Annotated in this window: 11 protein-coding genes; 9 read left to right on the forward strand and 2 right to left on the reverse strand. The window is 65.8% G+C overall.

The window, feature by feature from the left end; genetic code table 11:
- Positions 1-37: 37 nt before the first annotated feature.
- On the reverse strand, positions 38-793 hold the full coding sequence (locus tag EV665_RS02985) for a helix-turn-helix domain-containing protein (RefSeq protein ID WP_162852949.1): 756 nt from the start codon (positions 791-793) through the stop codon (positions 38-40).
- 121 nt (positions 794-914) lie between these two features.
- Here EV665_RS02985 and ccoG point away from each other — a divergent pair, with 121 nt between their 5' ends.
- From ccoG to gndA, 5 genes are all read left to right on the forward strand, one after another.
- Positions 915-2,486, forward strand: coding sequence for a cytochrome c oxidase accessory protein CcoG (gene ccoG, locus EV665_RS02990; protein WP_133033020.1), 1,572 nt, complete (start codon positions 915-917; stop codon positions 2,484-2,486).
- The gene (locus EV665_RS02995; RefSeq protein WP_133033021.1) at positions 2,486-2,983 is read left to right on the forward strand and encodes a FixH family protein; all 498 of its coding nucleotides are present in this window, start codon (positions 2,486-2,488) and stop codon (positions 2,981-2,983) included. Before ccoG ends, EV665_RS02995 begins: the two co-directional genes overlap by 1 nt.
- Complete coding sequence (locus tag EV665_RS03000) at positions 2,980-5,268, forward strand: cation-translocating P-type ATPase (RefSeq protein ID WP_133033022.1); 2,289 nt, start codon at positions 2,980-2,982, stop codon at positions 5,266-5,268. The genes EV665_RS02995 and EV665_RS03000 overlap by 4 nt, the downstream gene beginning before the upstream one ends.
- The gene (gene ccoS / locus EV665_RS03005) at positions 5,265-5,420 is read left to right on the forward strand and encodes a cbb3-type cytochrome oxidase assembly protein CcoS (protein ID WP_064330319.1); all 156 of its coding nucleotides are present in this window, start codon (positions 5,265-5,267) and stop codon (positions 5,418-5,420) included. The genes EV665_RS03000 and ccoS overlap by 4 nt, the downstream gene beginning before the upstream one ends.
- 199 nt (positions 5,421-5,619) lie before the next feature.
- Positions 5,620-7,050: an NADP-dependent phosphogluconate dehydrogenase gene (gene gndA / locus EV665_RS03010; protein WP_133033023.1), complete on the forward strand. Its 1,431-nt coding sequence runs from the start codon at positions 5,620-5,622 to the stop codon at positions 7,048-7,050.
- A gap of 250 nt (positions 7,051-7,300) precedes the next feature.
- Here gndA and EV665_RS03015 read toward each other — a convergent pair whose 3' ends face one another.
- Entirely contained in the window at positions 7,301-8,332 is a 1,032-nt protein-coding gene (locus tag EV665_RS03015; RefSeq protein ID WP_245507636.1) for a LacI family transcriptional regulator, read from the reverse strand.
- Positions 8,333-8,768: 436 nt separating this feature from the next.
- Here EV665_RS03015 and EV665_RS03020 point away from each other — a divergent pair, with 436 nt between their 5' ends.
- The 4 genes from EV665_RS03020 (at position 8,769) to EV665_RS03035 (ending at position 13,052) form a co-directional block, all read left to right on the forward strand.
- Positions 8,769-10,004, forward strand: coding sequence for an ABC transporter substrate-binding protein (locus tag EV665_RS03020; protein ID WP_064330317.1), 1,236 nt, complete (start codon positions 8,769-8,771; stop codon positions 10,002-10,004).
- A 140-nt stretch (positions 10,005-10,144) separates the two neighbouring features.
- On the forward strand, positions 10,145-11,047 hold the full coding sequence (locus EV665_RS03025; protein WP_064330316.1) for a carbohydrate ABC transporter permease: 903 nt from the start codon (positions 10,145-10,147) through the stop codon (positions 11,045-11,047).
- On the forward strand, positions 11,040-11,966 hold the full coding sequence (locus EV665_RS03030) for a carbohydrate ABC transporter permease (protein ID WP_064330315.1): 927 nt from the start codon (positions 11,040-11,042) through the stop codon (positions 11,964-11,966). The genes EV665_RS03025 and EV665_RS03030 overlap by 8 nt, the downstream gene beginning before the upstream one ends.
- Before the next feature lie 3 nt (positions 11,967-11,969).
- On the forward strand, positions 11,970-13,052 hold the full coding sequence (locus tag EV665_RS03035; protein WP_133033025.1) for an ABC transporter ATP-binding protein: 1,083 nt from the start codon (positions 11,970-11,972) through the stop codon (positions 13,050-13,052).
- Positions 13,053-13,091 lie beyond the last annotated feature (39 nt).

A 13,091-nucleotide genomic window follows, 5' to 3' on the forward strand; every position in this document is an offset into this window, starting at 1 on the left:
CGCGGTCCCGCGCCGAAGTCTTGAACAAAACGGACAGTCAGCCGCGCATCTGCCGCCGGATCTCGCCGGGCGTCAGGCTGGTCAGCGCCAGCACCTCCCGGTTCATGTGCGCCTGGTCGGCAAAGCCCGCCTCGGCGGCAAGGCCGGCGAGGGAGGCCGCGGGGCTTGCGATCCGGCCGAGCAGGTCCTGCAGCCGGAGGATGCGGGCCAGCGTCTTCGGCCCGTAGCCGAACTCGGCGATGCTGATGCGCCGCAGCGTGCGCGTCGTCACGCCGATCTCGGCGGCGATGGCGTCCGGCGGCCGGCTTGCGCCGAGCGCATGCAGCGCCGCCGCATCGGGCCGCAGGGCAGGCAGCTCTGCCATTTCGGCTGCGAAAAGCGCCTGAAGAAGCCGCAGCCTTTGCCGCGGGCCGGAAGCTGCAAGCAGGCGATCGTGGTGGGCGCTCAGCCCGTGCGTGCGGATATCGGCGAGAGGCACGACCTTGCCGGCCAGCGCGTCGAGGTCGCAGCGCAGCAGGTGGCGCGCGATACCGGGGCGCAGGCGCAGCCCGAGGATCGTCTCGCCCGGCCGGAGCCTTGGAAAGGCGGCCGTGCGGTCCGGCCCGGCAATGAGGAAACCGGCTTCCGTCCACAGCAGGTCGACGCAGCCATCCGGCACGACGGCGATGCGCGGGACGGGCGGGCCTTCCGGCGCATGGTGCATCCAGCTACAGCGTATGACGGCCGAGAGCGCGCCGGCCGCGGCATATTCGCGGTAGTCGCCGTAGCGCTTGGCCAGGATGGTCTCCGTCATCGTGTCCTCTCCGTGCGGCAACCCGCCACGCCCTGCCATGTCCAAAACTTGACGTAGATCAACGATGGAGGCCGTCGTTGGCGTCATTGTGCCGGCACAACGACAGGTGCGGCCGGCAGACATGCAGCAGAATACCACGACGATCTACAATTCCATCGAGCGCCATGAAGCGGAACCCGTCAATTCGGCGAAGGTTCGCAAGCCGCTCTATGAAAAACGCAAGAAGATCTTCCCCAAGCGGGCGGAAGGCCGTTTCCGGCAGTTCAAGTGGCTGGTGATGCTGATCACGCTCGGCATCTACTACCTGACGCCGTGGATCCGCTGGGACCGGGGGCCGCATGCGCCGGACCAGGCCGTGCTCATTGACCTTGCCGGCCGCCGCTTCTATTTCTTCTTCATCGAGATCTGGCCGCAGGAATTCTTCTTCGTCGCCGGGCTGCTCGTCATGGCGGGCTTCGGGCTGTTCCTCGTTACCTCGGCCGTCGGGCGCGCCTGGTGCGGCTATGCCTGTCCGCAGACCGTCTGGGTCGATCTCTTCCTCGTCGTGGAACGGGCGATCGAGGGCGACCGCAATGCGCGCATGAAGCTCGATGCCGGGCCGTGGACGCTGGGCAAGATCTGGAAGCGTGTCAGCAAGCACGCCGTCTGGCTGGTGATCGCGGTGGCGACGGGCGGCGCCTGGATCTTCTACTTCGCCGACGCGCCGACGCTGCTCGTCAATTTCGCGACGCTGAAGGCACCGCCGGTCGCCTACATCACCGTCGCCATCCTGACCGCGACCACCTACATCTTCGGCGGGCTGATGCGCGAGCAGGTCTGCACCTATATGTGCCCCTGGCCGCGCATCCAGGCGGCGATGCTCGACGAGAGCTCGCTGGTCGTCACCTACAACGACTGGCGCGGCGAGCCGCGCACCCGCCATGCCAAGAAGGCGATCGCCGCCGGCGAGAGCGTCGGCGACTGCGTCGACTGCAATGCCTGCGTCGTCGTCTGTCCCATGGGCATCGACATCCGCGACGGCCAGCAGCTCGAATGCATCACCTGCGCGCTGTGCATCGATGCCTGCGACAACGTGATGGACAAGATCGGCAAGGAGCGCGGCCTCATCGCCTATGCCACGCTGTCGGACTATTCGGCCAACATGGCGCTCGCCACGGCGGGCGGCACCGTGCCGGTCGATCCGAAGCGCGTGCGCGGTGCCGATGGCGTCTTCGACGGCAAGATCCGGCATTTCGACTGGCGCATCATCTTCCGCCCGCGCACGCTGCTCTATTTCGGCGTCTGGTCGCTGGCGGGCCTGGCGCTGCTCTTCGCGCTCCTCTCGCGCGACCGGCTGGACCTCAACGTCATCCACGACCGCAATCCGCAGTTCGTCGTCGAATCGGACGGCTCGGTCCGCAACGGCTATGCGGTGAAGCTGCTCAACATGATTCCCGAGCCGCGCGTCATCACCGTGTCGATCGAGGGCATGCCCGGCGCAACGATGAAGATCGCCGGCCATGACAGCGCCGACGGCCGCAGCGTCGATGTGCCGGCCGATCCGGACAAGGTGACGGCGCTGCGTGTTTTCGTCACCCTGCCGAAGGATCGGCTTGCAGAAGCGGCCGAAGGCTTCCAGATTGTCGCGGAAGACCGGCAGGGCCACGAGCGCGACGTCTATTCCGCCAATTTCAACACGCCGGGAGCAAAGTGATGGCCATAGAACGCAAGGAACAGGGATTCGTCTTCACCGGCTGGCACATGGCGGGCGTCATGGTGCTGTTCTTCGGCACGATCATCACGGTCAACCTGATCATGGCCTGGAATGCCTCGAACAGCTGGAGCGGCCTCGTCGTGCCCAACACCTATGTCGCCAGCCAGCAGTTCAACGGCAAGGTGGCGGAGGCGCGAGCACTCGCCGCCAGCGGCATCGAGGGCGACCTCACCGTGAAGGAAGGCCGCATCGCCTACCGCGTCATCGATGGGAGGGGCGTCCCCCTTGCCGCCGACGACGTCTCGGCGGTCTTCAAGCGGCCCGTTGACGAGCGCAAGGATTTCACGGTCGCGCTCGAGCCGGCGGGCGAGGGGATGTTCGTGGCGGACCGGCCGGTGCCGGCCGGCCAGTGGATCGTCGATATCAGCACGAAGCGCGACGGCGAGAAGGTCTTCCACCAGACCGTGCGCACCGTCGTTGCGGGAGGGGCGAAATGAGCTGCTGCGCACCCGGCACGGAAGGCGCCGTCGAGGCGCAGCGCGCGGCACTGCCCTCCTCGGAGGAGCTGATGCTGGTGAGCCGCCCGGTCGGCGAGGGCCTGCGCCAGAGCGATCTCAGCGTGCCGGGCGTCTATTGCGGCACCTGCATCACCACCGTCGAAGGCGCGCTGAACGCGCTGCCGGCCGTGGAGCGGGCGCGCGTCAACCTCTCCACCCGCCGCGTTTCGGTGGTCTGGAAGGAGGAGGTCGCGGGCCGGCGCACCGATCCGCAGGAGATCGCCGCCGCCATCCGCGCCACGGGCTATGACACGCATCTCTTCTCGCTGGCGGCGGAAGGCGACGACCGGCTGCGCAACCAGTTGATCCGCGCCGTCGCCGTCTCGGGGTTTGCGGCGACGAACATCATGCTGCTCTCGGTCTCCGTCTGGTCGGGTGCCGAGGCCGCGACGCGCGACCTCTTCCACTGGATCTCCGCGCTGATCGCCGGCCCGACGCTGATCTATGCCGGGCGCTTCTTCTACCAGTCGGCCTGGAATGCGCTGCGCCACGGCCGCACCAACATGGACGTGCCCATCGCGCTCGCCATCACGCTCTCCTATGTCGTCTCGCTCTGGGAAACGCTGCACAGCGCCGAGCACGCCTGGTTCGACGCCACGGTGAGTCTGCTCTTCTTCCTGCTCATCGGTCGCACGCTCGACCACGTCATGCGCGACCGCGCCCGCTCGGCCATCACCGGCCTTGCCCGCCTTTCGCCGCGCGGGGCGATGGTCATCCGGCCGGACGGCAGCCGCGACTACCGGCCCGTCGAGGAGATCGCCGTCGGCGAACACCTTTCCATCGCCGCCGGCGAGCGCATCCCGGTCGATTGCCGCGTGCTTTCGGGCGCAAGCGACATCGACCGATCGATCGTCAACGGCGAGAGCGATCCCTTCGCCGCCGTGCCGGGCACGCGGCTGGAAGCGGGCGCGATGAACCTCACCGGTTCGCTCACCGTCGAGGCCATCGCCACGGCGCGCGATTCGTTCCTGTCGGAGGTCATCGGCCTTATGGAGGCCGCCGAAGGGGGAAGGGCGCGCTATCGCCGCATCGCCGACCGCGCCGCGCAGATCTATTCGCCGGCCGTGCACCTGCTGGCGCTCGTCTCCTTCCTCGGCTGGGGTTTTTACGACGGCGACTGGAAGCATGCCATGCTCGTCGCCATCGCGGTGCTGATCATCACCTGCCCCTGCGCGCTCGGCCTTGCCGTGCCGGTGGTGCAGGTGGTGGCCGCGGGGCGCCTGTTTGCCGGCGGCGTGATGGTCAAGGACGGTTCGGCCATGGAGCGCCTTGCCGAGATCGACACCGCCGTCTTCGACAAGACCGGCACCCTGACGCTCGGCAAGCCGCGCCTCGTCGATCGGGAAAGGCTCAACCGCACCCATCTCGCGCTGGCCGCGGCGCTCGCCGCCCACTCGCGCCACCCGCTGTCGATGGCGCTGGCGGGCGCCTGGCCGGGTCCGCTGCCGCTTGTCGAAAGCGTGATGGAAGTGGCCGGCGGCGGCCTTGAGGCCGAGACGCCCCAGGGCCTCTATCGCCTCGGCAACCGCGCCTTCGCCGGCGGCAGCGCCGCGGCCGGGGAAGAGGAGCACGGGCTCTCCGAGGTCGTGCTGTCGCGCGACGGCAAGGTGCTGGAGACCTTCCGTTTCGAGGATACCCTGCGGGCCGGGGCAGGCGAGGCTGTCGCCACGCTGAAGCGCGCGCATATCGCGATGGCGATCCTTTCCGGCGACCGCGCCCCCGCGGTCGCCCGCATTGCCGGCCTGCTCGGCATTGCCCGCTGGCGTGCGGCGCTGTCGCCGCGCGAGAAGACGGAAGCGGTCGCCGAACGGGCGGCCACCGGCCATCGCGTGCTGATGGTCGGCGACGGCATCAACGATGCGCCGGCGCTCGCCGCCGCCCACGTCTCCATCGCCCCGGCGACGGCGGCGGATGTCGGCCGGCAGGCGGCGGACTTCGTCTTCCTGCACGAGAGCCTGGAGGCCGTGCCCTTCGCGCACGAGACCGCCTGCCGTGCCGGCCGCCTCATCCGGCAGAATTTCGCGCTCGCCATCGGCTACAATGTCATCGCCGTGCCGATCGCCATCCTCGGCCACGCGACGCCGCTGATCGCCGCCATCGCCATGTCGACATCGTCGATCATCGTCGTGGTGAACTCGCTGCGCCTGCGCGGGCAGATACCGGCCTTCGCCGCGCGGGCGGCGGACGAGGCCCGTCCGGCCGATGTCCTGGTGCGCGCGGCATGAACACGCTGATCTTCCTCATCCCCATCGCGCTCTTCCTCGGCGGGCTCGGGCTCGCCGCCTTCCTCTGGTCTTTGAAGAGCGGGCAGTATGACGATGTCGAGGGCGCCGCCTGGCGTGTCCTCGACGATGGCGACGACAAGCCGCAGCGCTGACGGCGCGCGGATATGGGGTCATAGAAACCATGCAAGTGGCGGTGAAAATCCCGCCGAAGCCAAACAATCCCTTGTCGTAAATCGATTTGAATGCCAAAACACCACCGCTGGAGCGGAGCTCCTCACTCTCTTTCTGCGCGGCGTTTCCGGCATGGGTCCGGAAGCATCCCACGCCGCGCCATCCTACGGAGGTATGAACGTGGCACAGGCGGAAATCGGTCTCATCGGTCTCGGCGTGATGGGGTCCAACCTTGCGCTCAACATTGCCGAAAAGGGCAACAAGATCGCGGTCTTCAATCGCACGGTGGCGCGCACGAAGGAGTTCTATGAAGAGGCCGGCGCGCTCCAGGGCCAGATCGTGCCCTGCGAGACGATCGAAGAGTTCGTCGCCGCCATCCGCCCGCCGCGGCCGATCATCATCATGATCCAGGCCGGCGCCGCGGTCGACCAGCAGATGGACCTGCTGCGCCCCTATCTCGAACAGAACGACATCATGATCGATGCCGGCAACGCGAACTTCCGCGACACGATGCGCCGCTTCGATGCGCTGAAGGACAGCGGCCTCACCTTCATCGGCATGGGCGTTTCCGGCGGTGAGGAGGGCGCGCGTCACGGCCCCTCCATCATGGTCGGCGGCACGGAGGATTCGTGGACGCGCGTCGAGAAGGTACTGACCTCGATCGCCGCCAAGTACAAGGACGAGCCCTGCGTCGCCTGGCTCGGCGAGAACGGCGCCGGCCACTTCGTCAAGACCATCCACAACGGCATCGAATATGCCGACATGCAGATGATCGCCGAGATCTACGGCATCCTGCGCGACGGCCTGAAGATGAGCGCCTCCGAGATCAGCGCCGTCTTCGGCGAATGGAACAAGGGGCGCCTTGAATCCTATCTCATCGAGATCACCGAGAAGGTGCTCGCTGCCAAGGACCCGATCAGCGGCAACCCGATCGTCGACATGATCCTCGACAAGGCCGGCCAGAAGGGCACGGGAAAATGGTCCGCCATCGAGGCGCAGAACATGGGCGTGCCGGCGACCGGCATCGAGGCCGCCGTCGCCGCCCGTTCGATCTCCTCGTTCAAGACCGAGCGCGAAGCCGCCGAAAAGATCCTCGGCCTGCCGGACGTGCCGGCGCTTGAGGTCGCCGACAAGGCCGCCTTCGTCAAGGACCTCGAAAGTGCGCTGCTCGCCGGCAAGATCGGCGCCTATGCGCAAGGCTTTGCGGTGATGTCCGCCGCCTCGAAGGAATATGGCTGGAACCTGCCGATGCCGACCATCGCCAAGATCTGGCGCGCCGGCTGCATCATCCGCTCGCAGTTCCTCGACGAGATCACCAGCGCCTTCACCAAGGCGCCGGATGCGGCGAACCTCATCGTCACCCCGGCCTTTGCCGCCATGGTCAAGGAAACCGACGGGGCGCTGCGCCGCGTCGTCGCCGCTGCCGCGCTGCATGGCCTGCCGGTCCCGGCGCTCGCCTCGGCGCTTGGCTATTTCGACAGTTACCGCCGCGCCCGCGGCACGGCCAACGTCATCCAGGCCCAGCGCGACTTCTTCGGCGCCCACGGCTTCGACCGTATCGACGGCGCCGACAGTCATCACGGCCCGTGGGGCTCCGGCCTCAACGGTTGAGAAATTGGCAAACTGAGATGCAGCGGCCCGGTTCGAAGACCGGGTCGTTTTATTTTTGGGGCTTTGGCGACGTCGCTTCTGCCCGCAAACCTCTCCTCCGTCATCCTCGGCCTTGAGCCGAGGATCCAACCAACACGGTACGGCTTCGAGGCGCGTATGGATCCTCGGGTCAAGCCCGAGGATGACGTCGAGAGTGTGGTGGAAGTGTCGCTATAGCAATGGACGAAATGGCCACAAGCATCCGACGCACTTAGGCGTCAGCCGTGGGGATCGGATAGCTCAGCGTCTGCAACTCCGCGGCCGCCGTCCCCTCGATGCGGCCGATGACCGCCTTGGCGAGTTCCCGGCCGGCGAGGCGGATGTCCTCGCGCATGGTCACGACCTCTGGCCGCAGCCATTGCAGGAACATGTGTGGCTCCTTCGACACCATGTCGATGTCGTGGCCGAGCTTGCGGCCCTTCGCCTCCAGCGCGGCGATCAGCGCCACCGCGCCGCCGCCGCTGCCCGAGACGATGCCGTCCGGCCCGTCCGGTGCGCTGAACAGGGATTCGGCGGCCTTGCGGATGTCGACGAGATTGTTGTCGAGATTCACCTGGTTGAAGGGCAGGGCCATCGCGCCGAAATCGCGGATCCCCTTTTCGAACCCCGCCCGCATGTGCAGGTAGAAGGTGAGATAGGGCGGCGGCTGCAGCAGGATGAGCCGCTTGCGGCCGCGCTCCACCAGTTTGCGCACGGCCTCATAGGCAAAACGCTCGTTGTCGAAATCGTGGTAGGGATGGATGAGGCCCATTTCCGTGCGCCCGTGCGTGGCGAAGGGAAAGTTGCGCTCCATCATCAGCGCGACGCGCGGGTCCTTCGGTTCGGTGCGCGAGATGATCACGCCGTCGGCCGCCCCCGTCTCCAGCACGTAGCGCACCGGATCCAGCGCATTGCCCTGCGCCCGGTAGGGCGTCACCACGAGATGGTATTGCGTGGTGGCGAGGACTTCTGAAATGCCGATGACCATGGGGCTGGTCAGGCCCATGATCTCCTCTTCCAGGCTGAGGATCAGGCTGATGACGTTCGTCTTGCCGGTCCGAAGGCGCACGCCGGCGCGGTTCGGCTGGTAGCCGATCTGGCGCGCGACGAGGCGCACGCGCTCCTTCGTCTCCGCGCCGATATCGGGCGCATCCTTGAGCGCCCGCGAAACGGTGGTGATGCCGAGACCGGTCATGAAGGCGATCGTCTTCAGCGTCGGCCGCTCGCCCGGATGCGGAAGTGCCGCCGCCGGGCCCTCGCTCATCGTCTTGTCCATCCCCTGCCTGTCACCTCTGCGCCCCTTGGACCGGTTATACATTTTTTACCCTCGCCCGCCACTCCCTCACGATCGATCGCTTGAAGCTGTAACGATGCAGGCGTTTTGTCGAGTGAAAAGTGCATCGTCAGTCGCCCGGGAGGGCAATCAGGCCTGTATTGCGCCGCAAAGTCATAAATTATGCATCTGCGAAAAATGGCTTGGGTCGTGTTTTCTTTGTATTTCTTATATTAAAGCAAATTCAAAATATTAACTCGTAATTTCACGACTTGTTTGATGCGCTATCGCTCTTCTCGCGTCGCCCATTTTGCACCAAAGAACCGGCACGTGGAGGAAAAACCGATTTTGTGCCTCGACCCCCGTTGCGCGATGAAATCGATTGGGCTACGTTTTTACTGCAACGTTTCAGTGAGGGAGGAGACTCATGAAAATGCGCTTTATGGCTGCTGCGCTGGCAGCGACCGTGGTCCTGCCGTCCGCCGCCGCCTATGCGACCGACCTGGAGGTGACCCATTGGTGGACGTCCGGCGGGGAGGCCGCGGCGGTCGCCGAGTTCGCGAAGGCGTTCGACGCCACGGGCAACAAGTGGATCGACGGTGCGATCGCCGGCGCCGGCAGCACGGCCCGCCCGATCATGGTCAGCCGGCTGACCGGCGGAGACCCGATGGGCGCCACGCAATTCAACCATGGACGTCAGGCGGAGGAGCTGGTCGAGGCCGGCCTGCTGCGTGATCTCACCGACGTGGCGACGCGCGAGAACTGGAAGGAGATCATCAAGCCGGCCAGCCTGCTCGACAGTTGCACGGTCGACGGCAAGATCTATTGCGCGCCGGTCAATATCCATTCCTGGCAATGGCTGTGGCTGTCCAACGCCGCGTTCGAAACGGCAGGCGTGCCCGTGCCGAAGAACTGGGACGAGTTCGTCGCCGCCGCGCCGGCGCTGGAGAAGGCCGGCATCGTGCCGCTCGCCGTCGGCGGGCAGGCCTGGCAGGCGGCTGGCGCCTTCGACGTGCTGATGGTGGCCATCGCCGGCAAGGACACGTTCAACAAGGTGTTCAAGGACAAGGATGCCGACGTCGCGGCGGGACCCGACATGGCCAGGGTCTTCAAGGCGGCCGAGGATGCGCGGCGCATGTCCAGGGGCACCAACGTGCAGGACTGGAACCAGGCGACCAACATGGTGATAACCGGCAAGGCCGGCGGCCAGATCATGGGCGACTGGGCGCAGGGCGAGTTCGCGCTCGCCGGCAAGGTCGCCGGCAAGGACTATACCTGCCTTCCCGGCCTCGGCGTGAACGAGGTCATATCGACGGGCGGCGACGCCTTCTATTTCCCGGTTCTGGCGGATGAGGAGAAATCCAAGGCGCAGGAGGTGCTGGCCTCCACGCTGCTCGCACCGGCCACCCAGGTCGCCTTCAACCTCAAGAAGGGTTCGCTGCCCGTGCGCGGCGACGTCGACCTCGCCGCGGCGAACGACTGCATGAAGAAGGGCCTCGACATCCTCGCCAAGGGCAACGTGATCGAGGGCACCGACCAACTGCTTTCGGCCGACAGCCAGAAGCAGAAGGAGGATCTCTTCTCCGAATTCTTCGCCAATCCCTCGATGACGCCGGAAGACGCGCAGAAGCGTTTCGCCGCCATCATCGCGTCGGCGGACTGATCAGGCGGGCAGTTCCAGCACGGCTGCGCGGCGGCCTTGCATGCGGAATTGCGGGAGAAGGCATCGGCCGGCGGTTCGCCGCCGGCCAGGCGGCGCCCCCTGGGCGCTGCCCCTGATCGAGACCAAGGAGGAAGTGACCCATGACGGGCCAGGCACACACCGGTCGTCCCCGTAGACTGCTGCGCAATCTCAGTTCCAAGATTGCCTCCATTCCCATGATGCTCACCGCCGTCGTCATCTTTCTCGGCGGCACGACCTGGACGGTCGTCTATTCGTTCACCAATTCGAAGCTGCTGCCGCGGGCGAATTTCGTCGGTCTCGACCAGTACGAACGCCTGTGGGACGCGCCGCGCTGGATCGTCTCGATCCAGAATCTGGCGATCTACGGCGCCCTGACGCTGGTCTTCAGCCTGGTGATGGGTTTCGTGCTGGCGGCGCTGATGGACCAGAAGATCCGTTTCGAAAACACCTTCCGCACGATCTTCCTCTATCCCTTCGCTCTCTCCTTCATCGTCACCGGCCTCGTCTGGCAGTGGATCCTCAACCCGGAGTTCGGTGTGCAGTCCGTCGTGCGCGCGCTCGGCTGGACGAGTTTCACCTTCGATCCGCTCTACAATGCCGACATCGTCATCTACGGCGTCCTGATCGCCGGCCTCTGGCAGGGCACCGGGCTCGTCATGTGCCTGCTGCTGGCGGGCCTGCGCGGCATCGACGAGGACATCTGGAAGGCCGCGCGCGTCGACGGCATCCCGATGTGGAAGACCTACCTCTTCATCATCATCCCGATGATGCGGCCGGTCTTCATCACCACGCTCGTCATCATCGCGAGCGGCATCGTCAAGGTCTACGACCTCGTGGTGGCGCAGACGAGCGGCGGGCCGGGCATCGCCTCCGAAGTGCCGGCGAAATATGTCTACGACTACATGTTCCAGGCGCAGAACCTCGGCCAGGGTTTCGCCGCCTCCACCATGATGCTCGTCACGGTCGCCATCATCATCGTCCCCTGGGCCTATCTCGAATTCGGAGGACGCAAGCGTGTCTGACAGCGTTGCTCTCAAATCCGCCCCCGCCGCGGCGTCGAAAGCCGAACCCTGGGGCGCCAAACCCCGCCGCGCGCTTTCCGGCCGCAACATCATGCTCTACGGCACGCTTATCGTCGCGGCGCTCTATTACCTTCTGCCGCTCTACGTGATGATCGTCACCTCGCTGAAGGGCATGCCGGAAATCCGCCTCGGCAACATCTTCTCGCCGCCGCTGGAAATCACCTTCGAACCCTGGGCGAAGGCTTGGGCCAGCGCCTGCACGGGCCTCAACTGCGACGGCCTGTCGCGCGGCTTCTGGAACTCCGTGCGCATCACCGTGCCCTCGACGCTGATCTCCATCCTCGTCGCCTCGGTCAACGGCTATGCGCTGGCCAACTGGAAGTTCAGGGGCGCGGACATCTTCTTCACCATCCTCATCGTCGGGGCCTTCATCCCCTATCAGGTGATGATCTATCCGATCGTCATCGTGCTGCGCGAAATGGGCATCTACGGCACGCTGACCGGCCTCGTCATCGTGCACACCATCTTCGGCATGCCGATCCTGACACTGCTCTTCCGCAACTATTTCTCCGCCCTGCCGGAGGAATTGTTCAAGGCGGCGCGCATCGACGGGGCGGGCTTCTGGCAGATCTATCTGCGCATCATGCTGCCCATGTCGCTGCCGATCTTCGTCGTCGCGATGATCCTGCAGATCACCGGCATCTGGAACGACTTCCTCTTCGGCGTCGTCTTCACCCGTCCGGAGGTCTACCCGATGACCGTGCAGCTCAACAACATCGTCAACTCCGTCCAGGGGGTGAAGGAATACAACGTCAACATGGCCGCGACCCTGCTCACCGGCGCGGTTCCGCTCATCGTCTATTTCGTGTCGGGGCGCCTTTTCGTCCGCGGCATCGCCGCCGGCGCCGTGAAGGGGTAAGCCATGCAGAAGTCCGTATCGATCAAAGACCTTTCGCTCAGCTTCGGCGCGGTCAATGTCCTGGAAAACCTCAACCTCGATATCGGCGACGGCGAGTTCCTCGTCCTCCTCGGCTCGTCCGGCTGCGGGAAATCGACGCTGCTCAACTGCATCGCCGGCCTCTTGGAGCCGACGGGCGGGCAGATCTTCATCAAGAACAAGAACGTCACCTGGGAAGAGCCGAAGGACCGCGGCATCGGCATGGTGTTCCAGTCCTATGCGCTCTATCCGCAGATGACGGTGGAGAAAAACCTCTCCTTCGGTCTGCAGGTCGCCAAGATGCCGCGGCCGGAGATCGACAAGCGCATCGCCCGCGCCGCCGAGATCCTGCAGATCGGCCCGCTGCTCAAGCGCAAGCCCTCCGAGCTCTCCGGCGGCCAGCGCCAGCGCGTGGCGATCGGCCGGGCGCTGGTGCGCGACGTCGACGTCTTCCTCTTCGACGAGCCGCTGTCCAACCTCGATGCGAAGCTGCGCTCGGAACTGCGGGTGGAGATCAAGCGGCTGCACCAGTCGCTGAGGAACACGATGATCTACGTCACCCACGACCAGATCGAGGCGCTGACGCTTGCCGACCGCATCGCCATCATGAAAAGCGGCGTCATCCAGCAGCTCGCCGATCCGAACACGATCTACAACGCGCCGAGGAACATGTTCGTCGCCGGCTTCATCGGCTCCCCGTCGATGAATTTCCTGCGCGGCGAGATCGCAGGGCGGGATGGCCACCCGGTCTTCGTCACCAATGGCGTGGAATTTGCGCTCGACGGCTACGGCGCGTCCGAGGCGCTCCAGCCGGGTCGCAAGGTCGTGCTCGGCGTGCGGCCGGAACATGTCGCGGTCAACGCGGAGGGCGCCGAAACCCACCAGGCGACGGTCGATATCGAGGAACCGATGGGCGCCGACAACCTGCTCTGGCTCAAACATGCCGGCCACACCCTCTCCGTCCGCGTCGGCGGCGCGCGGCGCTTTGCGCCGGGGACAGCGGTGAAGCTCTCCTTCGACATGGGGCTCGCCTCGCTGTTCGATGCCGGGACGGAGGAGCGGATCTAGGGTTCGCACGGCTTCCCTCTCAGGCCCACCGATTTCCAC

The organism is Shinella granuli (genome assembly GCF_004341885.1).
Taxonomy (GTDB): Bacteria; Pseudomonadota; Alphaproteobacteria; order Rhizobiales; family Rhizobiaceae; genus Shinella; species Shinella granuli.